This is a genomic window from Leucobacter iarius, from assembly GCF_039530105.1.
Lineage (GTDB): Bacteria > Actinomycetota > Actinomycetes > Actinomycetales > Microbacteriaceae > Leucobacter > Leucobacter iarius.
The window spans coordinates 1,768,510-1,794,523 of record NZ_BAAAOB010000001.1; the positions used below are offsets into that span (position 1 = coordinate 1,768,510).

Consider the following 26,014-nt stretch of genomic DNA (forward strand, 5'->3'; position numbering starts at 1 on the left):
AGCCTACCGGGTGCGCGTGCGCGCGGTCGCCTGCGCGGTCCAGGGATCCTCGGGCCAGGGGTGCTTGGGGTAGCGGCCCCGCATCTCGCGGCGCACCTCCTGGTAGGGGCCGTTCCAGAACGATCGCAGGTCCGAGGTGACGGCGAGCGGGCGGCGGGCGGGCGAGAGCAGGTGGAACAGCACCGGCACGCGGCCGCCCGCGAGCCGGGGCGTCTCGGCGAGGCCGAAGACCTCCTGCAGCTTGGCCGAGACGACCGGCTGCTCGACGGTGTCGTCGGTCCCGGTCGGCTGCGGATACTCGACGCGCGCGGTGGACCCGGAGGGGAGCGGCAGGCGCTCCGGGGCCAGCTCGTCGAACCGCGCCGCCTCGGGCCAGGGGAGCAGCCGGCGCAGCGCCTGCGCGAGGTCGATCCGGCGCAGCGATCCGTCGGGGCGCATGCGCTCGAGGTCGGGGCCGAGCCACGCGTCGATCCGGTCGAGCAGCGCGGTGTCGCTCACGTCGGGCCAGGGTTCGCCGAGTTCGCGGCGGAGCAGGGCGAGGCGTCCGCGCAGCGACCGCGCTGCTTCCGTCCAGTCGAGGGCGTCGAGTCCGAGCTCGCGCAGGTGCGCGGCGAACGCCGGGCCGGTGTCCTCCGCCCGGGCCGCAGTGGGCGTCGACGCGAGCGGGATCGCGCCGAGGCGCCGGACCAGGCGCACGCGGATCCTGCCGTCCACCACGGCGGTGGTGCGCTCCTCGACCAGCTGGTGCGTGCCGAGTCGCAGCGCGTCGTCCTCGGCGAGCGCGGCGGCGAGGCGGATCACGGCGCCCGTGCCGTCGGCCGCGCGGCCCTCGGCGCGCTGCACCTCGCGCACCGCGATCCATTCGCTGCCGAGCAGGGGGCTGCCCTCGGGGAGGGCCGCCCGGGTGCCGCTCGCGAGCAGGTAGGAGCGCGAGTGCTCGCCGGTCCGACGTGCGATCCACTCGGGGCGGGCGAGCGCGGTGACGACGCCGGCGTCGTTGCGGGTCGCCCCGCGCGACAGACCGTCCCCCGTCATCCTGCGCGACGGACCTTGCCCCGTCATCCTGCGCGACGGAGGAGTCGCAGGATCCACCCCCTCACCGGCGAGCCGCGCCAGCCGGTCGGTCTCGCGCTTCCACCGCTCGGATCCGGGCGCGCGTCCGCTGCGCAGCTCGCGGAGCAGGCGCGCGAGGTCGGCGTCGCTCGCGCGGTGGTCGTCGGAGATCGCGGCGATGACTTCGGCGGTGCCGCGGGCGTCGCCGAGCTCCGCGGTTCCCGCGAGCAGCGCCCGCGCCTCGCGCACGCCGATGGGGAGGAGCGCCACGCGCGTGCCGAGCTCGGTGAGGCTCCCGTTCGCGTCCACGAGCTCGAGCGCGGCGAGCACGGCGACGGCGCGATCCATGGCGGCGGCGGGCGGCGGCGTGAGCAGTGCGAGTCCGCGGGCCGCGGGGGCGCCCCAGGCCGCGAGCAGCAGTGCGGTGTCGCTGAGGTCGGCGGTCGCGATCTCGGGCGTGAGCTCGGCGGGCATGCGCGCGAACTCGGCTTCGGAGTAAGCGCGCACGACGGTGCCGGGTCCCTGTCGGGCGGCGCGTCCGGCGCGCTGCTCGGCGCTCGCGCGTGACGCGCTGACGGTGACGAGCCCGGTCATATCGCGGGCCTGGTCGCGGCGCACCTCGCGCGACAGCCCGGAGTCGACCACGAGCCGCACTCCGGGCACGGTCAGCGCGCTCTCGGCGAGCGCGGTCGAGACGACGATGCGGTGGGGGTCCGCGTCGCGCAGCCGGCCGCGCACGGCGCGATCCTGCTCGCGCGGCGAGAGGCGCCCGTGCAGGGGCAGCACCTCGACGGCGGCCCCGGACCGCGAGACGCGGCCGCGCAGCCGGTTCACGACCTCGTCGACCTCGCGGGCGCCCGGCACGAACACGAGCGCGTCGACGCCCGATCCGGCCTGCGCGTCGGCGGCGACGTCGGCGAGGTGGGCGAGGTAGCCGCGGGTGATGCCGCGCTCGTCGAGCCGCGCGCCGTCGAAGGGGGCGTGCTCCACGCGCAGCGGGTGCAGCGCCGAGGGCACGCGCACGATGGGAGCGGGACCGTCGCCGGCGGCCGCGCCCAGCAGCTCGGCCACGCGATCCGCGTCGAGCGTGGCCGACATCGCGACGACGAGCAGGTCGTCGCGCAGCGCGCGGACCTCCGAGACGAGGCCGAGCAGCAGGTCCCCGTCGAGGGAGCGCTCGTGCACCTCGTCGAGGATCACCGCGCCGACGCCGGCGAGCTCGGGATCGGCGATGAGCCGGCGCAGCAGCACGCCCGGGGTCACGACTTCGATCCGCGCATCGCGGCCCGCGCGGCGCTCACCGCGGACGGTGAAGCCGACGTGCTCGCCGATGGTGCTGCGGTCGAGCTCGGCGAGGCGGGCGGCCGAAGCGCGGGCGGCGACGCGGCGGGGCTGGGTGAGGATCGTGCGGCCGGCACGGTGCCCGGAACCCGATCCGTCCTGCGCGAGCAGGTTCGCGACGAGCGGGGGGACGTAGGTGGTCTTGCCCGTGCCCGGGGGAGCGGTGACGACGGTCGCGCCGTGCGCGAGCGCCCGTCGGACCTCGTCGCCGGCTTCCGCGACGACGAGGCCCGCGCCGATGGCATCGAGGTCGAAGCGGTGGAGCGGCACGCCCCTCATCTTAGGAGCGGTCCGGCGGGTCCGCTCAGGACGCGGGCGCGGCGTCCGGGATCGTGATGGGCGCCTTGCCGTCGGCCCACACGGGAGCCGGGAGCGTCGTGCTGGCGCTGCCGTCCTGGATCTGCTTGAGCGCCGCGGCGATCTCGTCGGCGTTCTGCGGGACCTCGAGTCCGCAGGTGCGCATCTCGCTCGCGAACTTCAGGGTGAGGCGGTTCTTGCCGGCCTCGACCGCCTGGGCGGTGGTGCCGGTGCGCTTGTCGCTGCCGGTCTGGATATCGGAGACCTGGTCGCAGACGTGGTACACCTTGCCGCCGTCGACCCAGACCACCTGGTCCTTGCCGAGCAGCTGGATCACGGTGGACTGGTCGGCCGTGTACTTCTCGACCGACGGCGGGTTGTAGTCGATGCCGAGCGCCACGGCGGCGAGCGCGACGACGATGCCGATCGCACCCGCGATGCCCTTCTGCTTCCCGTTCATGTCCTTGTTCAGGAAGATCAGGATGATGAGCGGCAGGAACGCGATGATGGCGATGATCGCGCCGAGCTGGTTCTGCACGAAGAAGCGCACGGTGTCGGAGCGGCGGGCCGGGTCGAGGCGGTTCGCCTGCTTCCAGAGCATCGAGCCGGTGATCGAGAGCGCGCCGATGATCACGATCGCGATGATCAGCGAGACGAAGGCCCACTGCGGGAAGGTGCTCGTCGAGGCGGAGGACTCGAGGATGCCCGTCTGCGGGTTGCGCACCAGTTCGCCGTCGGTGCCGGTGACCTCGCGCTGGCGGAGCAGCCAGAAGATCGAGACGGCCTCGAGGATGATGGCCACGGCCCAGAGGATCGCGGCGATCCAGCGGAAGCGGGTGGCTTTCGCCTTGGCCTCGGGGGTGGGGGTCCAGCCGGGTGCCGGCTCGGAGCCCGCGGCGGGCGTCGGCGCCTGCTTGCGGCGCGGGGTGCTTGCGTAGGACACGGTGGGCCTCTTCTCGAGCTGGATCGTCGATACTGTGCACAGCCTACTGGGAGCCAGTGACGAGGCGAAGAGGGCGGTGCCGGAAGTCGCGCGATGCCCGTCTGCGAGGATGGCGGCATGGAACAGGACGACGAAACGACCTCGGGGGTGCTGCCGGGGCGGAAGGGCTCGCCGAGGCCTTGGCGGCGACGGACCTTCATCGTTCTCGCGGTCCTCGGGGCGCTCGTCCTGGTCACGATGGCCCTGCCGGTCGCGAACCCGCTGTTCCCGAAGCGCGAACAGGCATCGTGCACGGTCGAGAGCTCCTCGAAGGTCGGGAGCACTCGAGCGGCCCGTCGGGGGAACTTCTTCCCGAGGGTCGGAATCGACTGCGGGAGCTTCGTCGCGGGGAAGGAGGTCGCCTGCGCGGCCGATCCCGGTCGGAAGATCCGCCTCATCCCCGGATTCACCTACGACCTGAGGGTGCGGGGCCCGCGGGTCCCGATCATCTGGGATCCGAGCATCGTCGCGGTGCGCGTCTCCGCCGAGCAGACGCGTCCGGTGCGGCTCTGGTCGGAGCGGGCCCGGGTCTCGGATCCCGAGCTGGAGCAGAAGCTGGATGCGCTCGCGGACGAGTTCTCGCCGGAGACGCTGCGCGCGTTCGACTACGAGCAGCCCGCCTTCGACCCCGAGTGCGACGTCCTGCGCGATGTGATGACGACGAAGGGGGTCCAGCTGATGCCTCCGGCCGACGCCGCGGACGCCCTGCGTCCGCCCGTCGGCGTCGTGCCGCGGAATCCGAAGCTGCCCTGCACGGAGTATCCGTGCGGGTTCGAGGATCTGCCTCGGTAGGTCGCACCCTGCTCGGCCTTCGCGCCGACGCGGTCCCGGCACGATCGCTCAGGTGAGAGCGGATAGGCTGGAATCCATGCGAAAGAAGTCGAACGCCGAGGCGCGCGCGAGCACCCTGGCCAGCGGCTGGGTGGTCGAGGGCGACGAATCGTCGACGCCGTCGGGCGCGCCCGCGGAGCCGCAGGCCGACGAGGCGGCCCTCGCCGGCGACCCGGAGGCCGACGGGGCGATCCCGTCCGAGGCCGTGGCCGATCCCGAGACCGATGGCGCCCCCGAGCAGGCGAGCAACGCGGTCCTGGTGCTGCTCGGCGTGTTCGGCGGTCTCTACGCGCTCTACACCTGGGGCTGGTTCGTCGTGGCCAAGGCCTACGCCGACTTCAACACCACCGTCGCGGCGGGCAGCGGATCCTTCGGGCAGGTGCTGCAGCAGATCCTGTTCTGGGCCGCTCCGTTCGCCACCGTGCTGTGGTTCCTCTCGGCGGTCCTGTTCCTGCGCCGCCGCGCGTTCTGGCTCGGCGTCGCCCTCGTGCTCGGCGCCGTCGTCCTCCTTCCGCTCCCGATGCTGGTGGTGAGTGCTCAGTGAACCGTTTCTCGCTGATCGGCGCGTGGGTCGCGGGCCTGCTCGTCACCGGGCTCTACGCCTACGCCGTGTTCGTGCAGTTCGGCAACTTGCTGGGCATGCAAGAACTCGGATCGCGCCTGGGTCTCGGCTTCAGCCCGCTCGGCTGGTTCTGGCTGCTCTTCGGGATCGTGCTGCCCTTCCTCGTGCTCATCGCCGCCCTGCTGTTCGGGCGCCGGCTGCGCGCCTGGGGCCGCGTGCTGCTGCTGGCGGCAGGGCTCGCGGTCGTGGCCGTCGCGCAACTCGACGTCATGCACGTCGTCCCGCAGGCCGGTTTCTTCGCGTGACACCGTGTCGCGGGCGCTTCCGCGGCACGGCTAAGCTGGAATCCGGGCGTCCGTAACGGGCGCATCGCCGTCGACCCCGAAGGAACCGCTCCTTGGCTACCCCTGTCGTCCTCATCGCTGAACAACTCTCGCCGGCCACCATCGCCGCGCTCGGTCCCGACTTCGACGTGGTCAACGTCGACGGCACCGACCGTGCGGCGCTGAAGGACGCGCTGGCCACCGCTGACGCGGTGCTCATCCGATCCGCCACCCAGATCGACGCCGAGGCGCTCTCGTGGGCACCGCAGCTCAAGGTCGTCGCCCGTGCCGGCGTCGGTCTCGACAACGTCGACATCAAGGCCGCCACGCAGGCCGGCGTCATGGTCGTCAACGCGCCGACCTCCAACATCATCAGCGCCGCCGAGCTCACGGTCGCGCACGTCCTCGGCCTCGCCCGCAACCTGCAGCGCGCGCACGCGTCGCTGTCCGCGGGCGAGTGGAAGCGCTCCTCGTTCACCGGCACCGAGCTGTTCGAGAAGACCATCGGCATCATCGGCCTCGGCCGCATCGGGGCGCTCGTCGCCGAGCGCCTGCGCGGCTTCGGCGTCGACCTCATCGCGTACGACCCCTACATCACCGCTGCGCGCGCGCAGCAGCTCGGGGTCGAGCTGGTCGAGCTCGACGACCTCGTCGCCCGTGCCGACTTCCTCACGATCCACATGCCGCGCACGCCCGAGACCACGGGCATGATCGGCGAGGCCCAGCTGAAGGCCATGAAGCCGACCGCGTTCGTGGTGAACGTGGCCCGCGGCGGCCTGATCGACGAGGCCGCGCTCGCTGCGGCCCTCGCCGCCGGCGAGATCGCCGGTGCCGCGCTCGACGTGTTCGTGCAGGAGCCCCCCGCCGATGCGTCGCTGACCGGTCTGCCCAACACCAACGTGACCCCGCACCTGGGCGCCTCGACCGAGGAAGCACAGGAGAAGGCCGGTGTCTCGGTCGCGAAGTCGGTGCGACTGGCGCTCGCTGGCGAGCTCGTGCCCGACGCGGTCAACGTCGCCGGCGGCGTGATCAACGAGTACGTGAAGCCGGGTCTCCCGCTCACCGAGAAGCTGGGCCAGGTGTTCGCCGGCCTCGCCGACGGTCCGGTCACCGCGCTCGACATCGAGGTGCACGGCGAGCTCGCCGAGCACCGCGTCGAGGTGCTGCGTCTCGCCGCGCTCAAGGGCCTCTTCTCGAAGATCGTCAGCGACCCCGTGTCGTACGTCAACGCGCCGCTGCTCGCCGAGCAGCGCGACCTCGAGGTGCGGTTCAGCGTCGACGCGGTCTCCGAGAGCTACCGCAACGTGATCACGCTGCGCGGCACCCTCGCCGACGGCACGCCGATCTCGGTCTCGGGCACCCTCACCGGTCCCAAGCAGGTCGAGAAGATCGTCGAGATCAACGGCTACGACCTCGAGCTGCCGCTCTCCGAGCACCTCGTCGTGTTCACCTACACCGACCGCCCCGGCATCGTCGCGGCGTACGGCGGGCTGCTCGGCGACGCCGGCGTCAACATCGCGGGGCTCCAGATCGCGCGCGACGAGAAGGCCGGCACGGCCCTCTCGGTGCTGTCGGTCGATGCTCCCGTCTCGGAGGATCTGCTCGCGCAGCTGGGCGAGGCCATCGCGGCCGACTCGCTGCACGCGATCGACATCGTCGAGGACTAGGCGCGGCGGCGCACCGGCGCCACGCTTCCGCAGCCGAACGGCGCCCCGACCCCTGCGGTCGGGGCGCCGTTCGCGTTCCGGGACCGACGCGGGGCGGATGCGGGAGAGTGTAAATATCTCTCAGAAAACGACAGTGCTAGATCTGATAGATTAGGGGCATTCGCAACCAACTCGACGAAAGGTGCCCCATGTCAGCCGAACGCCGTGAGACGGTGCTCGAACTCAGTCCCTCCGACCGGGTGTTCGTGTGGGTGGTGTGCGGCGGCGCCGGTGTCGCGTTGGGCTTCCTGCTGCCCTGGCTGCTCCAGTACGTGGCGAAGTGGCCGATCCCGTACATCGAGATCCTCAAGTTCCTGGGCTCCTTCGACGCGCCCATCATGGTGGTCGGGCGTCCCGTGGTGCTCGGCGTCGTCGGGCTCGTGATCGCGTTCATGATCACCCACGAGAGCGCGATCCTGCGCATCACCGATGCCGAGATCGTGGTGCAGGAGGGCGAGGATCGCCGCGTGATCCCGCGCGAGCTCGTCGCGGGCGTGTACCGCCAGGGCGGCAAGGTCCGCATCGATTCCGCGGGTGGTCGGGTGCTCTACCACGGTGACGTCGAAGGCGGGAAGGCGGCGGTCGCGGCGGCGTTCGTGGATCACGGGTATCCGTGGGAGAACATCGAGCGTGCGGAGGAGCGGCGATGAGCGGCGCGGATCCCGGCGCTCTGCCGGATGCGGCATCCGGCGCGCTGCCGGCCGCTGCGCCTCCGGTGGCGATCTCGCCGCGCACGGTGATCGAGGCGTGCTTCTCGTCCGAGGGTCGCGCCGAGCTCGACACGGTCTACGACCTCGGTCTCGCGGTCGGGCTGCCCGAGCAGACCGTGCGCCTGGCGCTGCGGCGCATGCAGGGCGAGAGGATCCTGGAGCAGCACGGTCGCGGGCGCGCCGGTCATTTGCTGCTCACCGAGCATGGTGGGCAGCGGGCGGATCGCGAGCTCGCGCTCCTGGGGTTCGCGTTCGCGCAGGATCGCGGCGAGGTGCCGTGGGACGGGCGCTGGCGCATGTACGGCTTCTCGGTGCCGGAGCGGCAGCGGGCGGAGCGCGACGGTCTGCGCAAGCTGCTGCTGGCGCTGGGCGCCGCGCCGCTGCTGCCCGGAGTGTACGTGTCGCCGCACGATCTGGGCGTCGAGCTGCGGCGTTCGGTACCGGGCGAGACGCTGGATCGATACCTCATCTCGGCGGTGCTCGCCGAGCCGTCGGTGCCGGGGTGCGAGACCCCTCGGGATCTCGCCGAGCACCTGTGGCCCGCGGGCGGCATCGACGCGGCCTACGGCACGCTGGCGGCGGTGCTCGCCGACCCGCCATCCACCGAACCGCGGGGCCCGGTGGCGGTCACGGCTCGCGCGCTGGCGCTGCTCGAAGCGCTGGACGCGGGGCTGCGGGAGGATCCGCTGCTGCCCGCCGAGCTGCTGCCGGGCGAGTGGCGTCCGCTGCGGTTGCGCCGGGAGTTCGTGGTCGAGTGGGAGCAGCTGCGTTCGCGCGAGCCCGGTCTCCCGGTGTTCGACTGGGGCGCGTGACTCCTCGGCGACGCGGGCGTAGGGTCGGGGTATGAGTGCAGAGACGGACCTGACCGAGCTGGAGTTCACGGTGTACGGCTTCGTGTCGCGCACCCCGGCCGAGACGTACGAGGCGGTGGCCGATCCGGCGGCGCTGAGCCGCTACTTCACGACCGGAGGAGCAGAGGGGCGGCTCGAGACCGGTGCGACGGTGCGTTGGGACTTCGCCGATTTCCCGGGGGCGTTCCCGGTCGAGGTGAGCGAGGCGGTTCCGGGGGAGCGGATCGTGATCTCCTGGGGCGGTGAGGCCGGCGTCGTGGTCGAGGGCGAGGCGACGCGGGTGACGTTCGAGTTCCGCCCGGCCGACGACGGCGCGCGCACCGAGGTGCGGATCACCGAGCAGGCGTGGACGCTGACGCCCGCGGGTGCGCAGGGCGCGTTCGGCAACTGCATGGGCTGGACCGGTTTCCTCGCTGCGCTGAAGGTGTGGCTGGAGCACGGGATCGTGCTGCGCGAGGGGTTCTACAAGTAGGGTTCGGGCAGGTCCAGGCTGAGGCTTGGCCTGCCCGCCTGCCCCTTCGCTCAGCCGGTCCGCTTGTTCGGCTGCGCACGTTCGCTCAGCCGGATTCGAACGCTCAGCCGGATCGCTGGGCCGTATTCGTCCGGCTGAGCGGAGATATCCGGCTGAGTGAACGCGGCGATCGGCGCCGAGCGTGCGATGTGGCGGTCAGGCCGTCGCGGTCTGCGGTGTGGCGTTGATCTTGCGGATCGCGATGAGTTGGCTGGTGGCGAAGAGTGCGACGTCGAGGGCGATGGCGAGAACGGCGATGATCGCGAGGGCGCTTGTGGCGGTGAGCGATGCGACGGCGATGAGCGCCGCGGCCAGGATGTTGACGCCCATGACGAGGTGCAGGGCGATGCGGAGCCTGAGATGGGCGACCATCCAGAGCACGCTGCCGGCCCAGACGGCGACGATGCTGCCGGTCGCGATGAGCAGTGGCACGGGGAGTGCGACGGCGGTGGCGATCTGCGGGGCGGCTGCGGCGACGAAGATGCCGAGGATCAGGCAGTAGGCGGCGTCGAGTCGGAGGCTCCAGGTGCCGAGTGCACGGCCGGTGATGCGTCGCATGGGGCTAGTATGCCAGCTCGACCTTTTTCTAGATCACGCAGCGGTTCAGCTCGTTCGCCGCGAAAATCGGGTCGAAACGGTCGCGCGATGCTAGCCTGGGGGAGCAGACGTCTGTCTGCATCAACGATGAATCGAGCACGTCGGCAGCGTGCTGGTCTTCGGTGGTGGATCCCTCAGCCCGGCCCCGACCCGCTCGGGGCGACGGAACCGCAGGGTGGTCTTCGACTGTCGATCAGCGCCTCGTCCACATGAATCCGCGTTCGAGGCAGCTCGCCGCGTGCTCAAAGCACGTAAGGAGAACCCGTGGAGGGTCCTGAAATCAAGTTCGCCGAGGCTGTGCTCGACAACGGCAAGTTCGGCAAGCGCACCATCCGTTTCGAGGCCGGCCGCCTCGCACAGCAGGCGCAGGGCGCGGTCGCCGCGTACCTCGACGAGGAGACCATGCTCCTCTCGGCCACCAGCGCCTCCAAGCAGCCGAAGGATCACTTCGACTTCTTCCCGCTGACCGTCGACGTCGAAGAGCGTTCGTACGCCGCCGGCAAGATCCCCGGCTCGTTCTTCCGCCGCGAGGGCCGCCCCTCGACCGAGGCGATCCTCGTCTGCCGCCTGATCGACCGCCCCCTGCGCCCGTCGTTCGTCGACGGCCTCCGCAACGAGGTCCAGATCGTCATCACCGTCCTCTCGATCGCGCCGGGCGAGTTCTACGACGCCCTCGCGATCAACGCGGCGTCGGCATCGACCCAGATCTCGGGCCTGCCCTTCTCGGGTCCCATCGCCGGCGTGCGCCTCGCGCTCATCGGTGACCAGTGGGTCGCGTTCCCCAACGTCGAGCAGCTGAAGGACGCCGTCTTCGACCTCACTGTCGCCGGCCGCGTGGTCACCAAGGCCGACGGAACCGAGGACGTCGCCATCATGATGGTCGAGGCCGAGGCCACCGAGGGTTCCTGGAACCTGATCAAGGCCGGCGCGACCAAGCCCGACGAGGCCGTCGTCGCCCAGGGTCTCGAGGCCGCCAAGCCCTTCCTCTCGCAGCTCGTCAAGGCGCAGGAGCAGCTCGCAGCCCAGTCGGCGAAGGAGGTGCAGGAGTACCCCGTGTTCCTGCCCTACACCGACGAGGCCTACGCTGCCGTCGCCGCCCTCGCCGAGACCGAGCTCGCCGGCATCTACCAGATCGCCGACAAGCAGGAGCGTCAGGACGCCGACGACGCGCTCAAGGCGCGCGTCAAGGAGGCCATCGCGGCCAAGGTCGAGGCCGGCGAGCTGCCCGCCGAGGTCGAGGGTCAGGTCTCCGCCGCCTACAAGTCGGTCACCAAGAAGATCGTGCGCGGTCGCATCCTCTCCGAGGGTGCCCGCATCGATGGCCGCGGCCCCCGCGACATCCGCGATCTCGACGCCGAGGTGCAGGTCATTCCCCGCGTCCACGGCTCGGCGATCTTCCAGCGAGGCGAGACCCAGATCATGGGCGTCACCACGCTGAACATGCTCAAGATGGAGCAGCAGATCGACTCGCTGTCGCCCGTCACCAGCAAGCGCTACCTGCACCACTACAACTTCCCGCCCTACTCGACCGGTGAGACCGGCCGCGTGGGGTCGCCGAAGCGTCGCGAGATCGGGCACGGCTTCCTCGCCGAGCGCGCACTCGTGCCGGTGCTGCCCGCCCGTGACGAGTTCCCCTACGCCATCCGCCAGGTGTCCGAGGCGCTCGGCTCCAACGGCTCCACCTCGATGGGCTCCGTCTGCGCCTCCACGCTGTCGCTGCTCAACGCCGGTGTGCCGCTGCGCGCGCCCGTCGCAGGCATCGCCATGGGCCTCGTCTCCGACGAGGTCGACGGCGAGACCCGCTACGCGACCCTCACCGACATCCTCGGTGCGGAGGACGCGCTCGGCGACATGGACTTCAAGGTTGCAGGCACCTCGGAGTTCGTCACCGCACTGCAGCTCGACACCAAGCTCGACGGCATCCCCTCGGATGTCCTCGCCGGCGCGCTGTCGCAGGCGAAGGAGGCTCGCACCACGATCCTCAACGTGCTGAACCAGGCGATCGACGCCCCCGACGAGATGGCGCCCACCGCGCCCCGCGTCATCACGGTCAACATCCCCGTCGACAAGATCGGCGAGCTGATCGGCCCCAAGGGCAAGACGATCAACGGCATCCAGGACGAGACCGGCGCCGACATCTCCATCGACGACGACGGCACCGTCTACATCGGCGCCGTCGACGGCCCGTCGGCCGAGGCCGCCCGCGCCCAGGTCAACGCCATCGCCAACCCGCAGAACCCCGAGGTCGGCGAGCAGTACCTCGGCACCGTCGTGAAGAACGCCACCTTCGGCGCCTTCGTGTCGCTGCTCCCCGGCAAGGACGGCCTGCTGCACATCTCCGAGGTGCGCAAGCTCGTCGGCGGCAAGCGCATCGAGTCCGTCGACGAGGTGCTCTCCATCGGGCAGAAGATCCTCGTCCAGATCACCAAGGTCGACGATCGCGGCAAGCTGTCGCTCGCCCCGGTGCTCGAAGAGGACGCTGCCGAGGGCGACGCCCCCGCAGCCGACGCCGCGACCGAAGAGGCCGCAGCCGAGTAACTCCGAGAGTCGGATCCCGATCCGGCCCTGACCGAGCCCCGGGCGCACCGCGCCCGGGGCTTCGTCGTCCCCGCACCAGACGTCCGCACCCCGCCCCGCGACCTGGCATAGTCGAACCCGTGACCGACGCGCCCTTCCCGCTGCCCGAACTCCCACCCGTGCTCGACGCCGTCCGCCGCGACACCGCAACCGGCCGCCTCGCCCACTGGGGCGCCTCCACCCTCATCGACGAACACACCGGCGTGCCCTCCATCGACGCCGAACTGTTCGAGACCCTGCACCGGGCCGCCGGCCTCGACGCCGCGTTCCCCATCGGCCACGCCGGCCTCCTGCACGTCTACGGCTACTGGTACTCCACCGTGCCCACCCCCTTCGGCTACAAACGCGACCGCTGGCACGACGGCACCCTCGCCCGCGCCTACGGCCTGCCCGCCGACGCCTTCCACCTCGACGCGCCCCAGCCCAGTCCGCCGGGATCCGGTGCCCCGGGATCCGATCCCGAACCCACGCTGCTCGCGCGCGTCACCGCCGCCGCGCTGCCCGTGCTGCGTCGCCCGCCCGCAGGATCCCTCGTCGCCGACGCGGTGGTCGACGGCCGGCTCAGCCGCGTCGTGCTGCACCGCGCCCCGGGTGCGGAGACGCCCGCGCTCGTCTACGGGATCGAAGCGGGCGGATCCGACGCCGGTGGCGCCGATGGAACCGGCGGAACCGGATCCGCCGCGCCGCCCGGATCCGCGCCCACATCGGACCGCCTCGTGCTGCTCACCACGTTCCCGTTCTCGGGCGATCCGGCCCCGCTGCTCGAGGAGTTCGTGCGCGAACCGGTGCTCCGTTGGAATGCGGTCAGCCACTCGTAACGGACTGTTCACCCGTTCATCGACATCCCGTCCATCTGTGCTCGTAGTTTTGGATCAAACGTCCAGAACGAGGAAGAGAGCACATGCGACCGAGCATCGTCTTCGACTTCGACGGCACGCTCGCCGTCGGCCACGGGCCCGTCCGCGCCTACGCGCGGATCGCCGCGGAAACCGCGGCCGAGGGGTACGCCGAGCGCGTCGAGGCCGAGCTCGCCCGCTACGACGCGGGGGAGAGCGCCTATCGCGACGGATACGACATCGTCGGATCCCTCGCCGCCGACGACGGCGTCGCCCCGGAAGTGCTCGAGGCGGCCTACCAGCGCAGCCGCGACGCGCTCGGCACGCCGCTCGCCCCGGTCGAGACCGCCGACGGGCTCGATGCGCTGCTGACCGAGCTCGGGCGGCACGCCCGCCTCGTGCTCGCGACCAACGCGCCCGAGACCGGCATCGACCGCGTGCTCCGCGCCTGGGGCGTACGCGACCGCTTCGACGAGCGCCGCTTCACGGTCGGCAAGCCCGCGGGCCTCACCGCGCTCGTCGCGCGTCTCCTCGAAGACGGCCCCGTGCTCGCGATCGGCGACATCGCCGAGTTCGACCTGGTGCCCGCGCTCGCGCTCGGCGCCGACACCGCGCTGGTCGGCGCCACCGCCGCGGGCGCGCAGCACGCACAGCTTCCGGTGACGATGCGCGGGCGCTCGCTCGCCGCGCTCCGCACCGAGATCGAAACCTGGGCCGCGACCGCGGCATCCAGCAGCCCCGCGCCGCTCGGCACGGGAACCGGCACCGAAAGGTAACCCCCACTCATGCGCAAATCCGTCATCGCCGCAGGCGCACTCGCCGTCCTCGCGCTCGGACTCGCGGGCTGCAGCGCCGCCGACTCCGGGGCCTCCGCAGCCGGCGGCACGAAGGACTGGCCGAAGTCGATCACCATCTCGCTCGTGCCCTCGGTCGAGGGCGAGGATCTCGCCGAGGCGCTCGACCCGCTGACCAAGTACCTGTCGAAGGACCTCGGCATCGAGGTGAAGGGCGTCGTCGCCAGCGACTACGCCGCCACCGTCGAGGCGCTCGGATCCGACCAGGCCCAGGTGGTCATCACCGACGCCGGATCCCTGTTCAACGCCACCGAGCAGCACGGCGCCAAGCTGATCCTGCGCGACGTCCGCTTCGGCGCGACCTCGTACGCGGGAGTCGCCTACACGAACAACCCCGGCAAGTACTGCGCCGACAAGCCCGTCACGGTGAAGTACGCGGCCAGCGGCATCGACCTCTCGTACTGCAACGGCATCGAGAAGGCCGGTGCGGACGCGGCGGGCAAGGGACCGGCCGGGATCGACGCGCTGAAGAAGATCACGCCGGGCACCAAGGTGGCCCTGCAGGCCGCCACCTCGCCCGCCGGCTACCAGTACCCGGTCGTCGCCATGCGCGACGCCGGCATCAACACTGACACCGGGATCACCCAGGTGCCGGTCGAGGGCAACAACAACGCGGTGCTCTCGGTCTCCAAGGGCGACGCCGAGGTCAGCTTCGGCTACTGGGACGCGCGCACGACCGTGACCAAGGAGGCGCCCGACGTCGCCGACAAGGTCGTGGCGTTCGCCTACACCGAGATGATCCCGAACGGCGGCGTCGCGGTCTCGGACACCCTGCCCGACGACCTCGTCGAGAAGCTGACGAAGGCGATGGACGGCTACGCCGACTCGTCGAAGGAGGCGAAGGACGTGATGTTCAAGCTCGTCGGCCTCTCCGACTGGACCGCCGACACCGCCCCCGAGCAGATCGCCCGCTACGGCGAGGTGCTCAAGCAGTTCTCCAAGTAACCGCGCAGCGACAGGTTCATTCTTCAATGCCCAGCACCACCGAAGCGCGCCACGGGGCGGGGGCCGGCCACGCGCCGGCCGCCGCCTCTTGGCGCATCGCCCTCGACCGCGTCTCGGTCACCTACCCGAACGGCACCCGCGCGCTGCAGGACGTCTCGCTCGCGATCGAACCGGGCGAGATGGTCTCCATCGTCGGCCTCTCGGGATCCGGCAAGTCGACGCTGATCCGCACCTTCAACGGCCTCGTCGGCGCCACCGAGGGGACGGTGGCCGTCGGCCCGCACCGGGTCTCCGAGCTGCGGGGCCGCGGCCTCCGCGAGGCCCGCGGGCACATCGGCATGATCTTCCAGGCGTTCAACCTCGCCGAGCGCACGAGCGTCTACCGCAACGCGCTCGTCGGCCGCTTCGCGCACTCGCCCGCGTACCGCACCCTGCTCGGGATCCCGAGCGCGACCGATCGCGAGATCGTGCTGCGGGCCCTCGACTCGGTCGGCATGCTCGACAAGGTCTGGGCGCGCGGCGGGGCGCTCTCGGGCGGGCAGAAGCAGCGCGTGGCCATCGCGCGCGCGCTCGCGCAGGAGCCCAGCGTGATGCTCGCCGACGAACCCGTCGCGAGCCTCGATCCGCCCACCGCGCACGCGGTGATGGCCGACCTGCGGCGCATCAACGCCGAGCGCGGGCTCACCGTGCTCGTCAACATCCACCTCATGGATCTCGCGCGGCAGTACACCGACCGCATGATCGGGCTGCGCGACGGGCGGATCGTCTACGACGGCCCCGCCGCCGACGCGAGCGACGCCGACTTCGAGCAGATCTACGGCCGGCCCATTCAGCCGCGCGACCGCCTGGGGGAGCGAGCGTGAGTGCGGGGACCGGGGTGGCCCTCGAACTGCCGCCGAAGCCGCGCAGCACCGTGCGCACCGCGCTCGTGATCGCGGCGGTCGTCGCGTTCACCGTCGCGACGTGCCTGCCCGCCATCGGCGGGATCGACCTCGACTTCGCCTCGATCGCGCGGCACTGGCGCAACGGCCTGACGAAGCTCGCCCAGCTCGCCCAGCCGAACCTCGCGTTCCTGCCGCGCACCTGGGCGCCCATGCTCGAGACGCTGCAGATGGCGCTCGTCGGCGCCGTGCTCTCGGCGCTGTGCTCGGTGCCGATCACGCTGTGGGCCGCGGCCCCGACCAACCCCCACGGGATCACGCGGCGCGTGGTGCGCACCCTCGTGAACGTGATGCGCGCCGTGCCCGACCTCGTCTACGCGACCGTGCTCGTCGCGATGGTCGGCGTCGGCGCGCTGCCGGGCGTGCTCACCCTGTTCCTCTTCAACCTCGGGATCGTGGTCAAGCTCGTCTCGGAGGCGATCGACGCCGCCGACCACGGCTACATGGAGGCCGGCCGCGCCGCGGGCGGCACCCAGTTCCAGATCAACCGGGCGACCGCGCTGCCGCAGGTGCTGCCGCTGTTCGCGAACCAGTGGCTGTACGCGCTCGAACTGAACGTGCGGGTGTCGGCGATCCTCGGCATCGTGGGCGCGGGCGGCATCGGCCGCCTGCTCGACGAGCGCCGCGGCTTCTACGCCTACTCCGACGTCTCGGTGATCATCCTCGAGATCCTGGTCGTGGTCATCGCGATCGAGATCGTCTCCAATCTGCTGCGCAGGAGGCTCGTATGACCCGTCTCGATCCGGGGGTCGATCCTCGGCCCGTCGCGGCTTCGGCGGATGCTGGCGCCGGGCCTGCTGCTGCGTCTGCTGTTGCGCCTGCTGTTGCGCCGCGTGCGTTCGCGCCGCTCGCGCTGCCGCCCCGCCCGTCGCGGCTCTGGCCGACGCTGTGGGCGATCCTCGCCGGCCTCGTCTTCCTGGTCGCCGCGAGCGGCCTCAAGATCTCGTGGGCCGAACTGCCGGCGCTGCCCGGCCAGGTGCTGCACTACCTCGAGCTCATGTTCGCCTCGCCGAACTGGGAGAAGCTGCCGCGCGCCCTGTTCGAGACCTGGCGTTCCATCTCGATGGCGTGGATCGGCGCGATCCTCTGCGTCGTGATCTCGATCCCGCTCGGCATGCTCGCCGCGAACTCCGTCGGGCCGCTGTGGCTGCGCGTGATCCTGCGCGGGCTCTTCGCCGTGATCCGGGCCGTGCCCGAGGTGATCATCGCGCTCGTGCTGCTCACCGTCACCGGCCTCACGCCGTTCACCGGGGCGCTCGCGCTCGGGATCGCCGGCATCGGCACGCAGGGCAAGTGGGTGTACGAGTCGGTCGAATCGGTGCAGGACGGCGCGGCCGAGGCCGTGCGCGCGGCCGGCGGCACGACCGCCGCGGTGACGCGCTGGGCGCTCTGGCCCGCGGTCGCCCCCGCGCTGCTCTCGTTCGCGCTCTACCGCTTCGAGATCAACATCCGCACCTCCGCCGTGCTCGGCTTCGTGGGAGCCGGCGGCATCGGAAGTATGCTGTCGAACTACACCAACTACCGGCAGTGGGACACGGTCGGCATGCTGCTGATCGTCGTGGTCATCGCGACCATGCTCATGGACGCGATCTCGGGGGCGATCCGCCGCCGCATCATGAACGGAAGGCGAGCATGAGCTGGACCGGAGACCCATCGGCCCGGCCGAGCGTGCGGATCGCTTCGCTCGCGCCCGGCCTGCAGCGCACCGAACGCCGCGTCGTCGAAGCCGTCGTGCAGGATCGCGACCGCGCCGTCGGCATGACGGCGCAGGACCTCGCCGAACTCGTGGGCGTCGGCCGCACGACCGTGATCCGCGCGGCGCAGTCCCTCGGATACGAGGGGTACCCGCAGCTGCGCGTCGCGCTCGCGCAGGAGCTCGCGCTCGAACAGGCGGGGCAGGAGTCGGCGGAGGCGGGCGACGGCGCGGACGCGACGGCGCTCGGTCGGCTCCGATCCCGGATCGGGCGCTTCGGGGCGCGGCTCGGCGACTCGGTGTCGGCGCTCACACCCGAGGCCGTCGACGCGTTCGTGCGTGCGCTCGACGAGGCGAACCGCGTGCTCGTCGTCGCGAACGGGCTGTCGGGGCCGCTCGGGCTCGACCTCGTCATGCGGCTGAACTCGGCCGGCAGGCCGGCGGAGCACTTCGCGGACCCGCTCGCGCAGCAGATCGCCGCCCGGCAGCTCGGCAAAGACTCGGTCTGCGTCGTGTTCTCGGGATCCGGCGCGAACACTGCGACCCTCGACGCGATGCGCGCGGCGCGGGCCGGGGGAGCGCGCGTGCTCGCCATCACCTCGTTCTCGCGCTCGGGCACGGCCGAACTCGCCGACACCGTGCTGCTCGTGCCGCCCGTGAGCGGAGGCTTCCAGGACGAACTGATCCACACCTCCCGCGCCGCGCTCATGCTGCTCACCGAGCAGCTCGTCGAGCTCTTCATCGAGCACCGCGGCGAGCGCGGGCGCGAAGCGCGCGCCGCTGCGCTCTCCGTGCTCGCGGGGGTGCTGCGGGACTGAGGGTCGCGGGACTGAGCGTCGCGGGACTGAGGGTCGCGGGACTGAGCGTCGCGGGGCTGAGCGTTTCGGGGCGCGCGTGGTGCGCGCCGTGGGGTGCATGGTGTGCGCCGTGGGGTGCGGGCTTGAGCCGTGGGGTCGGTGCGGCGGTGCTCCGCGAGCGCGCCCCGGTCCTCGCTCGTTCGCGTCGAGACCGTGGTTCTGTATCGAGGCCGTGGTCTGCTGACGAGGCGGTGGTTGTCTGTCGAGAGCGTGCCAAAGTTGCGTCACTTCGGCCCCGGTCTCGATAGATGACCCGGGTCTGGACGGATGACCCGGGTCTCGATGAGGTCGGCGCGGGGATCCGCGGTCCGGGTTCGGTAGTCGCGGTTCGGGCCGGGGTTTGGGTCTCGGCCTTGGGATGCGGATGCGTCTCGCGGCGTCACACTCGCTTCGGCCAGACATTCCGTTGCATAATGGGAGACATTATGGGATCGAATGCAATGGTCGTGGTTCTCGCACTCGCGGGTCTCGTCGTCGGCGCGACGCTCCTCGGCCTGCTGCTGCGTGCCAAGCAGACGCGCGTGCGGTCCACCGCGTCGGACGAGGCGGCGGATCGGATCCGCCCGGCGGATCTCGCAGCGCCGATCGGCGAGACGTCCGGCGCGACCCTCGCGGCACCGGAGTTCGGCGAACGGCTGACGCTCGTGCAGTTCAGCACGGAGACCTGCGCGCGCTGCCCGGCGAGCGCGCGCAGCCTGTCGGGGGCGGCCGACGCGATCGACGGCGTGCGCCATGTCGAGATCGATGTGACGCATCGCGACGACCTGATCCGGCGCTTCTCGGTCCTCCGCACCCCGACGGTGCTCGTGCTCGACGCGCAGCACCGCCTCCGTGCCCGAGTCTCGGGCCCGATCAGCGCGCAGCACGCACGCGATCTCGTCGAAGCGCACGTCGGCGCCGACCGCACGATCGAAGGGAGTCTCGCATGAGCTCGTCCACCGCGCCGGGAAGCGCCGCGCCGGGAAGCGCCGCATCGGGATCCGCCGCGGCGGATCCGCGACCCGGGGAGCCGGGATCCGCGGGTCCGCGAGCCGGGGGTCCCGGATCCGCGGGGGTGGATCCGCGCGGGCCGAGGTTCGCTGCAGGGATCACGGCCGCCCTGCTGCTCGTCGACGTGGCGCTCGCGCTGCTGACGGGGAGCGCGACCGACGGCGCGGCGCTCGCCGCGCGCTCGCCCCTCGAACGCCTGGCCGAGCCCGCGTCGCTGCTCCTGCTGGTGCTGTTCGCCCTCTTCGTCTGGGGTGCGAGCGCGGGTGTGCGCCGGCATCCGTTCGGGCTGCTGTTCGCGCGCGTCATCCGCCCGCGCCTCGCGCCGCCCGAAGAGCTGGAGCCGGCGGAGCCGCCCACCTTCGCACAGGGCGTCGGCGCGTTCGTCGCCGGTGCCGGGCTCGTGCTGCACGCGTTCGGGGTGCCCTGGGCGCTGCCGATCGCGGCCGCCGCGGCGTTCATCGCCGCGTTCCTCAACGCGGTGTTCGCCTTCTGCCTCGGCTGCGAGCTCTATCTCATCCTCCGCAGGGCGCGTCTGATCCGCTGAGCGCGGTGACGCCTGTGGAGACTCGGCGCGGGCACGACCGACGCAATAGGCTGGGGCAATGCCAGAACCCCTCTATCTGCCACTCGACCTGCCCGAGCTCGAGGCCGACCTCGGCGGTGGTCTCGTGCGCCGCACCGTTCACCCGAGCGGCCTGCGCATCCTCACCGAGCGCATGCCCGGCGCGCGTAGCGCGACCATCGGTTTCTGGGTGGGCGTCGGCTCGCGCGACGAGCAGGCGGAGCACGACGACGCTCCGGGCAGCCTCGGTTCGACCCACTTCCTCGAGCACCTGCTGTTCAAGGGCACCCCGCAGCGCGACGCCTACCAGATCGCCACGAGCTTCGACCGCATCGGGGCCGAGCACAACGCTCTGACGGCGAAGGAATACACCTGCTACTACGCCAAGGTGCGCGACGTCGACCTCGACGACTCGGTCGCGGTGCTCGCCGACATGGTCACCAGCTCCGTGCTCGACGCCGACGAATTCGAGAACGAGCGCGAGGTCATCCTCGAAGAACTCGGCATGGCTGCTGACGACCTGGCCGACGTGGCCAACGAGCGCTTCTTCGAGCAGGTCATGGGCGCCCACGCGCTCGGCCGGCCCATCGGTGGTCTGCCCGAGACCATCCGTGCCGCACGGCGCGACGACGTCGACCGTCACTACCGCAACACCTACCGGCCGTCGACCCTCGTGGTCACGGTCGCCGGGGCGGTCGACCACGACCGCCTGGTCGAGCAGGTCGTCGCCGCGCTCGCCGCCTCTCCCGAATCCCGCTGGGATCCGTCGGTCCAGGCTGTGCCCGCCGCGCGACGCGACAGCGACGAGGTCGCGCTGCCCGGGCCGGGGGAGGCGCACACCACCGTGAGCGAACGCCCGAGCGAGCAGGTCAACCTGATGATCGGCACCCGAGGCCTGCGGGCGTCCGACCCGCGCCGCTTCGCCTTCGGCATCATGAACTCGGTGCTCGGCGGCGGCATGTCGAGCCGCCTGTTCCAAGAGATCCGCGAGAAGCGCGGCATGGCCTACTCCACCTACTCTTTCGGCGCGAGCTACTCCGATGCCGGCCTCTTCGGCATGTACGTGGGGTCGGCGCCGCAGAAGGCCCGCGAGGTCGTTCGCCTCGCGCAGGCCGAGCTGCAGCGCGTGGCCGAGCACGGCATCACCGCCGACGAGCACGAACGCTCGCTGGGGCAGATCGCCGGGTCCTCGGCGCTGGCCCTCGAAGACTCCGACACCCGCATGGGGCGCCTCGCGCGCGCCGAGCTGGGCTCCGGCGAACTCTTCGGTCTCGACGCCTCGCTGGAACGCTTCACGGCGGTCACCAGCGACGAGATCCGCGAGGTCGCGGCGCTCATCGCCGAACGGCCGATGTCGGTCGTCGCGGTCGGCGAGGTCTCGCGATCGGGGCTCGAGAGCTCATGACCGAGCGCGGGTTGAGCAGCGCCGCGGGGCAGCCGGAGGGAGCCGCGGTCATCGGATCGGGGCCGAACGGTCTCGCCGCCGCGGTCACGCTCGCCCGCGCGGGCGTGCCGGTCACCGTATTCGAAACGCGCGGCACCCCCGGCGGCGGCACGCGCACCGAAGACCGTGTCATGCCCGGGGTCCTGCACGACACCTGCTCGGCCGTGCACCCCATGGCGCTCGCCTCCGACTTCTTCCAGCGCTTCGAACTCACGCAGCGCATGGAATTCGCGGTGCCCGAGGCCTCCTACGGCCATCCGCTCGACCCCGCGGACGGCCGCGGCGGCATCGCCTACCGCTCGCTCGACCGCACGGCCGAAGAACTCGGTCGCGACGGCGCCGCATTCCGGCGCCTCCTCCGACCGCTCGTGCGCAACATCGACGCCGTGCAGTCCTTCGCCATGGGCGGCGCCCTCCTCTCGATGCCGCAGCCGTTCGTGCCCGCGATCCCCGGCATGATCGCGCTCGGCCTCCGGGTCGCCGAACAGGGCACCCCGGCCTGGAACCTCCGATTCTCGGAGGCCGCCGCGCCCGCGCTGCTCACCGGGGTGCTGGCGCACGGCATCGGCCGCTTGCCCTCGCTCGCCACCGGGGGAGTCGGCATGGTGCTCGCCGCGCACGGCCACGCGCGCGGCTGGCCGGTCCCCATCGGCGGATCCCGGTCCATCGCGGACGCGCTCATCGCCGACCTCGAGGCCCACGGCGGCCGCGTGGTGACCGGGCAGCGCATCGGCTCCCTCCGCGAACTCCGCGAGCACGGATCCTACGGAACCGTGCTCGCCGACACCTCGGCGCGCGGGCTCGCCCGCATCGCGGGCGACGCGCTCCCGGCCGGCTACCGGCGCACCCTCGAACGACAGAAGTTCGGGCCGGGCGCCTGCAAGGTCGACTTCGTACTCGACGGCCCCGTGCCCTGGGCCGACGCGCGCATGTCGGAAACCCCCACCGTGCACCTCGGCGGCACCCGCGCCGAGATCGCCGCCGCCGAACGCGATGTGCTGCGCGGCAGGCACCCCGAATCCCCGTTCGTGCTCCTGGTCCAGCCCGACCGCTTCGACCCGACGCGCAACCCCGCCGACCGGCACGCGATCTGGAGCTACACGCACGTTCCGAACGGCTCCACCCTCGACGTCTCCGAGCGCGTCATCGCTCAGATCGAGCGCTTCGCCCCCGGATTCCGCGACCGCATCATCGCGACCGAAGTCATCACGGCCGACGATTACTCCCGCTACAACGAGAACTCCGTCGGCGGCGACTTCAGCGCCGGGGCCGTCACCATGCGCCAGCTGCTCTCGCGACCCACCGCCGACCTCGCCCCCTGGCGGACCCCGACCCCCGGCCTCTACCTCACCTCCGGCGCGGTCGCCCCCGGGCCCGGCGTGCACGGCCTCGGCGGCTACTACGCCGCACGCGACGCGCTGCACCGCGTCTACGGCCTGGCCGAGCCCGACCTCGGCGTGCGCAGCAGCCGCGAGTCCGGCCGGTAGCCTGGAACCATGAGCACCTCCGTCGCCGTCTCCGGGGCCACCGGCCGCCTGGGCGCCCTCGTCTGCGAGATCGTCGAGTCCGATCCCGACTTCACGCTGACCGCCCGCCTCACGAGCGCCAGCGCACCCGACGACGGAGCCGACGCGACGATCCTCGTCGACGTCAGCCACCCCGAAGCCTCACCCGCCATCGTCGAACGCGCCCTCCGCCGCGGCCAGCGTGTCATCGTCGGCACGAGCGGCTGGTCGGCCGAGCGGCTCGCCGAGCTGCAGCGCATCGTCAACGAGCTCCCCGGGGCCGCCGCGCTGGTCGTCCCTAACTTCTCGCTCGGCTCCGTGCTGGGCACCGCGCTCGCCCGCATCGCGGCACCCTTCTTCGACTCCGTCGAGATCATCGAAGCGCACCACCCCGGCAAGGTCGACTCGCCCTCGGGCACCGCGGTGCGCACGGCCGAACTCATCGCCGACGCCCGGTCGGGCAAGCCGATCGACGCGCCGTTCGCCGAGCAGACCGCCCGCGGCGAACTCATCGCGGGGATCCCGGTGCACAGCCTCCGGCTCGCCGGAGTCGTCGCCAAGCAGGAGGTCCGGTTCGGAGGCGCGGGCGAGGTGCTCACGATCACCCACGACACGCACTCCAACGCCGCCTACGGCCCCGGAATCCGCGCCGCCCTCCGCGCGGCCGGCGAGCTCGACGGCCTCGTCGTCGGCCTCGACCGCGTCCTCGGCATCGGCTCCGCCGCGGGCGCCGCCAGCGCCGCCGACGCCGACGCCACCGAGGGCGCAGCGTGAGCGCGCGGATCCGATCCATCATCGGGGTCGTGGTCATGAGCGTGCTGCTCGTGCTCTACTTCGGGTTCGCCGGAGTCCGCGCATTCGCGCTCCTGGCCACCGGAACCCCGCTCGCCGTCGCCATGGGCGTCGCCCTGCTCGTGCTGCCGCTCATCGGCGTCTGGGCGCTCGTGCGCGAACTCATGTTCGGCGCGCGCGCCACCCGGCTCGTCGACCGGCTCGCAGCCGAGGGGCGCCTGCCAGAGGAGGACGTCGACGTCTCGCCCAGCGGCCGCCCCGACCGCGACCAGGCCGACGCCGCGTTCCCCAAGTACCAGGCCGAGGTCGAAGCCGATCCCGAATCCTGGCAGAACTGGATGCGCCTCGGACTCGTCTACGACGCCTGCGGTGACCGACGCCGCGCACGCGCCGCGATCCGGTCCGCGATCGCCAAGTCACGCGGCTGACGCAGAAACATTCGGTAACGTCGCATTTCAGCGGACGTTCAACGAATATCCTTCGCGCGATTAGGGAAACGTTCGGCGAACGACCTAAACTCGTTCGGGATCGCACCGACCGAGGGCCTCACCGACGCGCCCTTGCTCACGCCAGCCGGTGCAAGTACGACCGGGCGCGGCGAAGCGCCCAGAGGGACGATTTCGGCATGTCACGAAAAGCTCAGCTCGCTGAACCGCCTACCCGAGCACTCGACTCGGTGACCGGCATCAGCCGCAAGGGACTGCCCAGCGGAACGGTGGGAGTGCTCGGCGCACTCGTCATCGGCCTCTCGACGTGCGCCCCGGCGTACACCCTGACCTCCGCCGTCGGCCCCGCCGCGAGCGAGGTCGGCTACCAGACCCCGGCGATCTTCCTCATGGGCTTCATCCCCATGCTGCTCGTCGCCATCGGCTACCGCGCGCTCAACTCGGCGATGCCCGACTCCGGCACCTCCTTCACCTGGGCCACCCGGGCGTTCGGCCCCTGGATCGGCTGGATGGCGGGCTGGGGGCTCATCGCCGCCACCGTGCTCGTCCTCTCGAACCTCGCCGGCGTCGCCGTCGAATTCCTCTTCCAATCGATCAGCATCCTCGTCGGCGACCCCTCGATCGCGGACATCGCGCAGAACAAGCTGATCAACATCGCCGTCTGCCTCGGATTCATGGCGCTCGCCACGTTCATCTCCTACCGCGGCATGACCTCGACCAAGATCTTCCAGTACCTCACCGTCATCTTCCAGATGGCCGTCATGGTCTGGTTCGTCGTCGCCATGTTCATCGGCGCGGCCGACCCGGCGAACACCGAGGGCAAGATGCCCGAGCTGTCCTGGTTCAACCCCTTCGAGGTGTCGAGCTTCAGCGCCTTCGCCGCCGGCATCGCCGTCTCGATCTTCGTCTACTGGGGCTGGGACACCGTGCTCACCATGGGCGAGGAGACCAAGCCCTCCAAGGGTCGCATGTCGACCGAGAGCAAGGCCGCGATGATCCTCGTCGGCATCCTCGTCGTCATGTACGTCGGCACCGCAGCCGCGACCGTCGCCTTCGCCGGCGTCGGCGACGGCCCGACCGGCCTCGGCAACTCCGCGATCGCCGAGAACGTGTTCGCCGCGCTCGCGCACCCCGTCATGGGCCCCGCCGCGCTGCTGCTCTCGCTCGCGATCCTCGTCTCCGCGATGGCGTCCATCAACTCCACCGCCATCTCGCCCGCGCGCACCCTGCTCGCGATGTCGCACTACGGTGCGCTGCCCAAGTCGATCAAGAAGATCCACCCGAAGTACAAGTCGCCGTACGTCGCGCTCATGCTGTCGTCGCTCGTCGCCTCCGGCTTCTACGCGATCATGCGCTTCATCAGCAACGACGTGCTGTGGGACACCATCACCGCACTCGGCATCATGGTCTGCTTCTACTACGGCATCACGGCGCTCGCGAGCCCCTGGTACTTCCGCAAGACCGCCTTCCGCGAGGGCGTCGGATCGGTCATCTCGAAGATCGTGCTGCCCGCCATCGGCGGCATCCTGCTGCTGATCGTGTTCGTGCAGACCACGATCGACAGCATGGATCCCTCGGCGGGGTCCGGCAACAACATCGGCGGCGTCGGCCTCGTCGGCATCATCGGCGTCACCGTCCTCGGCATCGGCGTCGTGCTCATGTTCCTCCAGTCGCGCGTCTCCAAGCCCTTCTTCACGGGACAGGTGCTGCGCCGCGTCGACGCGAGCGAAGCGACCGGCACGGTCGAGGTGTTCGACGACGGGCTCTGATCCCGAACCCGCGGCACGATCCGCGTCGCCTCGCGGCGA

General features: G+C 71.5%; 25 protein-coding genes. 22 read left to right on the plus strand and 3 right to left on the minus strand.

The features are described 5' to 3' along the window. Positions 1–3: 3 nt before the first annotated feature. Both hrpB and ABD169_RS07970 read right to left on the minus strand, forming a co-directional pair. Positions 4–2,673 carry an ATP-dependent helicase HrpB gene (hrpB, locus tag ABD169_RS07965; protein WP_344031207.1) on the minus strand — a complete coding sequence of 890 codons (2,670 nt, stop codon included), beginning with the start codon at positions 2,671–2,673 and terminating at the stop codon, positions 4–6. Positions 2,674–2,698: 25 nt separating this feature from the next. Next, positions 2,699–3,634, minus strand: coding sequence for a hypothetical protein (locus ABD169_RS07970; protein ID WP_344031209.1), 936 nt, complete (start codon positions 3,632–3,634; stop codon positions 2,699–2,701). 117 nt (positions 3,635–3,751) lie between these two features. On the opposite strand from ABD169_RS07970, the gene ABD169_RS07975 reads away from it, so the two are divergent. The 7 genes from ABD169_RS07975 to ABD169_RS08005 all read left to right on the plus strand — a co-directional run bounded on the left by ABD169_RS07975 (position 3,752) and on the right by ABD169_RS08005 (position 9,128). Next, on the plus strand, positions 3,752–4,465 hold the full coding sequence (locus ABD169_RS07975) for a hypothetical protein (RefSeq protein WP_344031211.1): 714 nt from the start codon (positions 3,752–3,754) through the stop codon (positions 4,463–4,465). Between the two features lie 76 nt (positions 4,466–4,541). After that, positions 4,542–5,048, plus strand: coding sequence for a hypothetical protein (locus ABD169_RS07980; RefSeq protein WP_344031213.1), 507 nt, complete (start codon positions 4,542–4,544; stop codon positions 5,046–5,048). Then, positions 5,045–5,371 carry a hypothetical protein gene (locus ABD169_RS07985; RefSeq protein WP_231580752.1) on the plus strand — a complete coding sequence of 109 codons (327 nt, stop codon included), beginning with the start codon at positions 5,045–5,047 and terminating at the stop codon, positions 5,369–5,371. The genes ABD169_RS07980 and ABD169_RS07985 overlap by 4 nt, the downstream gene beginning before the upstream one ends. Before the next feature lie 92 nt (positions 5,372–5,463). Further along, on the plus strand, positions 5,464–7,056 hold the full coding sequence (serA, locus tag ABD169_RS07990; protein WP_344031215.1) for a phosphoglycerate dehydrogenase: 1,593 nt from the start codon (positions 5,464–5,466) through the stop codon (positions 7,054–7,056). A 188-nt stretch (positions 7,057–7,244) separates the two neighbouring features. Further along, on the plus strand, positions 7,245–7,745 hold the full coding sequence (locus ABD169_RS07995; RefSeq protein ID WP_344031217.1) for a YqeB family protein: 501 nt from the start codon (positions 7,245–7,247) through the stop codon (positions 7,743–7,745). Further along, positions 7,742–8,617 (plus strand): PaaX family transcriptional regulator, encoded by an 876-nt coding sequence (locus ABD169_RS08000; RefSeq protein WP_344031219.1) that lies wholly within the window; start codon positions 7,742–7,744, stop codon positions 8,615–8,617. Before ABD169_RS07995 ends, ABD169_RS08000 begins: the two co-directional genes overlap by 4 nt. Before the next feature lie 31 nt (positions 8,618–8,648). Beyond that, positions 8,649–9,128, plus strand: coding sequence for an SRPBCC domain-containing protein (locus tag ABD169_RS08005; RefSeq protein WP_344031221.1), 480 nt, complete (start codon positions 8,649–8,651; stop codon positions 9,126–9,128). A gap of 195 nt (positions 9,129–9,323) precedes the next feature. Here the strand turns inward: ABD169_RS08005 and ABD169_RS08010 are convergent, their stop codons facing one another. After that, the gene (locus tag ABD169_RS08010) at positions 9,324–9,725 is read right to left on the minus strand and encodes a hypothetical protein (protein ID WP_344031223.1); all 402 of its coding nucleotides are present in this window, start codon (positions 9,723–9,725) and stop codon (positions 9,324–9,326) included. Between the two features lie 303 nt (positions 9,726–10,028). On the opposite strand from ABD169_RS08010, the gene ABD169_RS08015 reads away from it, so the two are divergent. The 15 genes from ABD169_RS08015 (at position 10,029) to ABD169_RS08085 (ending at position 25,975) form a co-directional block, all read left to right on the plus strand. After that, positions 10,029–12,302 carry a polyribonucleotide nucleotidyltransferase gene (locus tag ABD169_RS08015; RefSeq protein ID WP_344031225.1) on the plus strand — a complete coding sequence of 758 codons (2,274 nt, stop codon included), beginning with the start codon at positions 10,029–10,031 and terminating at the stop codon, positions 12,300–12,302. Between the two features lie 119 nt (positions 12,303–12,421). Continuing rightward, positions 12,422–13,159, plus strand: coding sequence for an amino acid deaminase (locus ABD169_RS08020; protein WP_344031227.1), 738 nt, complete (start codon positions 12,422–12,424; stop codon positions 13,157–13,159). 83 nt (positions 13,160–13,242) lie between these two features. Then, positions 13,243–13,953 (plus strand): HAD family hydrolase, encoded by a 711-nt coding sequence (locus ABD169_RS08025; RefSeq protein WP_344031229.1) that lies wholly within the window; start codon positions 13,243–13,245, stop codon positions 13,951–13,953. Between the two features lie 9 nt (positions 13,954–13,962). Further along, positions 13,963–14,976, plus strand: coding sequence for a phosphate/phosphite/phosphonate ABC transporter substrate-binding protein (gene phnD, locus ABD169_RS08030; protein WP_344031231.1), 1,014 nt, complete (start codon positions 13,963–13,965; stop codon positions 14,974–14,976). Between the two features lie 26 nt (positions 14,977–15,002). Next, positions 15,003–15,839 (plus strand): phosphonate ABC transporter ATP-binding protein, encoded by an 837-nt coding sequence (phnC, locus tag ABD169_RS08035; RefSeq protein ID WP_344031233.1) that lies wholly within the window; start codon positions 15,003–15,005, stop codon positions 15,837–15,839. Then, a complete protein-coding gene (gene phnE, locus ABD169_RS08040; RefSeq protein WP_344031235.1) occupies positions 15,836–16,648 on the plus strand; it encodes a phosphonate ABC transporter, permease protein PhnE in 813 nt (270 codons plus the stop codon). The genes phnC and phnE (ABD169_RS08040) overlap by 4 nt, the downstream gene beginning before the upstream one ends. Continuing rightward, entirely contained in the window at positions 16,645–17,553 is a 909-nt protein-coding gene (gene phnE, locus ABD169_RS08045; RefSeq protein ID WP_344031237.1) for a phosphonate ABC transporter, permease protein PhnE, read from the plus strand. Before phnE (ABD169_RS08040) ends, phnE (ABD169_RS08045) begins: the two co-directional genes overlap by 4 nt. Further along, complete coding sequence (locus ABD169_RS08050; protein WP_344031239.1) at positions 17,550–18,428, plus strand: MurR/RpiR family transcriptional regulator; 879 nt, start codon at positions 17,550–17,552, stop codon at positions 18,426–18,428. Before phnE (ABD169_RS08045) ends, ABD169_RS08050 begins: the two co-directional genes overlap by 4 nt. A gap of 479 nt (positions 18,429–18,907) precedes the next feature. Beyond that, complete coding sequence (locus tag ABD169_RS08055) at positions 18,908–19,396, plus strand: TlpA family protein disulfide reductase (RefSeq protein ID WP_344031241.1); 489 nt, start codon at positions 18,908–18,910, stop codon at positions 19,394–19,396. Continuing rightward, positions 19,393–20,001: a DUF4395 family protein gene (locus ABD169_RS08060; RefSeq protein ID WP_344031243.1), complete on the plus strand. Its 609-nt coding sequence runs from the start codon at positions 19,393–19,395 to the stop codon at positions 19,999–20,001. Before ABD169_RS08055 ends, ABD169_RS08060 begins: the two co-directional genes overlap by 4 nt. Positions 20,002–20,059: 58 nt before the next feature. Beyond that, positions 20,060–21,424 carry a M16 family metallopeptidase gene (locus ABD169_RS08065; protein WP_344031244.1) on the plus strand — a complete coding sequence of 455 codons (1,365 nt, stop codon included), beginning with the start codon at positions 20,060–20,062 and terminating at the stop codon, positions 21,422–21,424. Next, positions 21,421–22,950, plus strand: coding sequence for a phytoene desaturase family protein (locus ABD169_RS08070; protein WP_344031246.1), 1,530 nt, complete (start codon positions 21,421–21,423; stop codon positions 22,948–22,950). The genes ABD169_RS08065 and ABD169_RS08070 overlap by 4 nt, the downstream gene beginning before the upstream one ends. Before the next feature lie 9 nt (positions 22,951–22,959). Further along, positions 22,960–23,742, plus strand: coding sequence for a 4-hydroxy-tetrahydrodipicolinate reductase (gene dapB, locus ABD169_RS08075; protein WP_344031248.1), 783 nt, complete (start codon positions 22,960–22,962; stop codon positions 23,740–23,742). Positions 23,743–23,777: 35 nt separating this feature from the next. After that, the gene (locus ABD169_RS08080; protein WP_369699848.1) at positions 23,778–24,188 is read left to right on the plus strand and encodes a hypothetical protein; all 411 of its coding nucleotides are present in this window, start codon (positions 23,778–23,780) and stop codon (positions 24,186–24,188) included. 197 nt (positions 24,189–24,385) lie between these two features. Beyond that, positions 24,386–25,975 (plus strand): APC family permease, encoded by a 1,590-nt coding sequence (locus tag ABD169_RS08085; RefSeq protein ID WP_425560954.1) that lies wholly within the window; start codon positions 24,386–24,388, stop codon positions 25,973–25,975. Positions 25,976–26,014: the final 39 nt, after the last annotated feature.

Excerpts from the sequence above, each read along its gene's own strand:
- hrpB (WP_344031207.1), bottom strand. The coding sequence starts at position 2,673 with ATGAGGGGCGTGCCGCTCCACCGCTTCGACCTCGATGCCATCGGCGCG.
- ABD169_RS07975 (WP_344031211.1), top strand. The coding sequence starts at position 3,752 with ATGGAACAGGACGACGAAACGACCTCGGGGGTGCTGCCGGGGCGGAAG.
- ABD169_RS07980 (WP_344031213.1), top strand. The coding sequence starts at position 4,542 with ATGCGAAAGAAGTCGAACGCCGAGGCGCGCGCGAGCACCCTGGCCAGC.
- ABD169_RS07995 (WP_344031217.1), top strand. The coding sequence starts at position 7,245 with ATGTCAGCCGAACGCCGTGAGACGGTGCTCGAACTCAGTCCCTCCGAC.
- ABD169_RS08000 (WP_344031219.1), top strand. The coding sequence starts at position 7,742 with ATGAGCGGCGCGGATCCCGGCGCTCTGCCGGATGCGGCATCCGGCGCG.
- ABD169_RS08005 (WP_344031221.1), top strand. The coding sequence starts at position 8,649 with ATGAGTGCAGAGACGGACCTGACCGAGCTGGAGTTCACGGTGTACGGC.
- ABD169_RS08010 (WP_344031223.1), bottom strand. The coding sequence starts at position 9,725 with ATGCGACGCATCACCGGCCGTGCACTCGGCACCTGGAGCCTCCGACTC.
- ABD169_RS08025 (WP_344031229.1), top strand. The coding sequence starts at position 13,243 with ATGCGACCGAGCATCGTCTTCGACTTCGACGGCACGCTCGCCGTCGGC.
- phnD (WP_344031231.1), top strand. The coding sequence starts at position 13,963 with ATGCGCAAATCCGTCATCGCCGCAGGCGCACTCGCCGTCCTCGCGCTC.
- phnC (WP_344031233.1), top strand. The coding sequence starts at position 15,003 with ATGCCCAGCACCACCGAAGCGCGCCACGGGGCGGGGGCCGGCCACGCG.
- phnE (WP_344031237.1), top strand. The coding sequence starts at position 16,645 with ATGACCCGTCTCGATCCGGGGGTCGATCCTCGGCCCGTCGCGGCTTCG.
- ABD169_RS08050 (WP_344031239.1), top strand. The coding sequence starts at position 17,550 with ATGAGCTGGACCGGAGACCCATCGGCCCGGCCGAGCGTGCGGATCGCT.
- ABD169_RS08055 (WP_344031241.1), top strand. The coding sequence starts at position 18,908 with ATGGTCGTGGTTCTCGCACTCGCGGGTCTCGTCGTCGGCGCGACGCTC.
- ABD169_RS08060 (WP_344031243.1), top strand. The coding sequence starts at position 19,393 with ATGAGCTCGTCCACCGCGCCGGGAAGCGCCGCGCCGGGAAGCGCCGCA.
- ABD169_RS08065 (WP_344031244.1), top strand. The coding sequence starts at position 20,060 with ATGCCAGAACCCCTCTATCTGCCACTCGACCTGCCCGAGCTCGAGGCC.
- ABD169_RS08070 (WP_344031246.1), top strand. The coding sequence starts at position 21,421 with ATGACCGAGCGCGGGTTGAGCAGCGCCGCGGGGCAGCCGGAGGGAGCC.
- dapB (WP_344031248.1), top strand. The coding sequence starts at position 22,960 with ATGAGCACCTCCGTCGCCGTCTCCGGGGCCACCGGCCGCCTGGGCGCC.
- ABD169_RS08080 (WP_369699848.1), top strand. The coding sequence starts at position 23,778 with ATGAGCGTGCTGCTCGTGCTCTACTTCGGGTTCGCCGGAGTCCGCGCA.
- ABD169_RS08085 (WP_425560954.1), top strand. The coding sequence starts at position 24,386 with ATGTCACGAAAAGCTCAGCTCGCTGAACCGCCTACCCGAGCACTCGAC.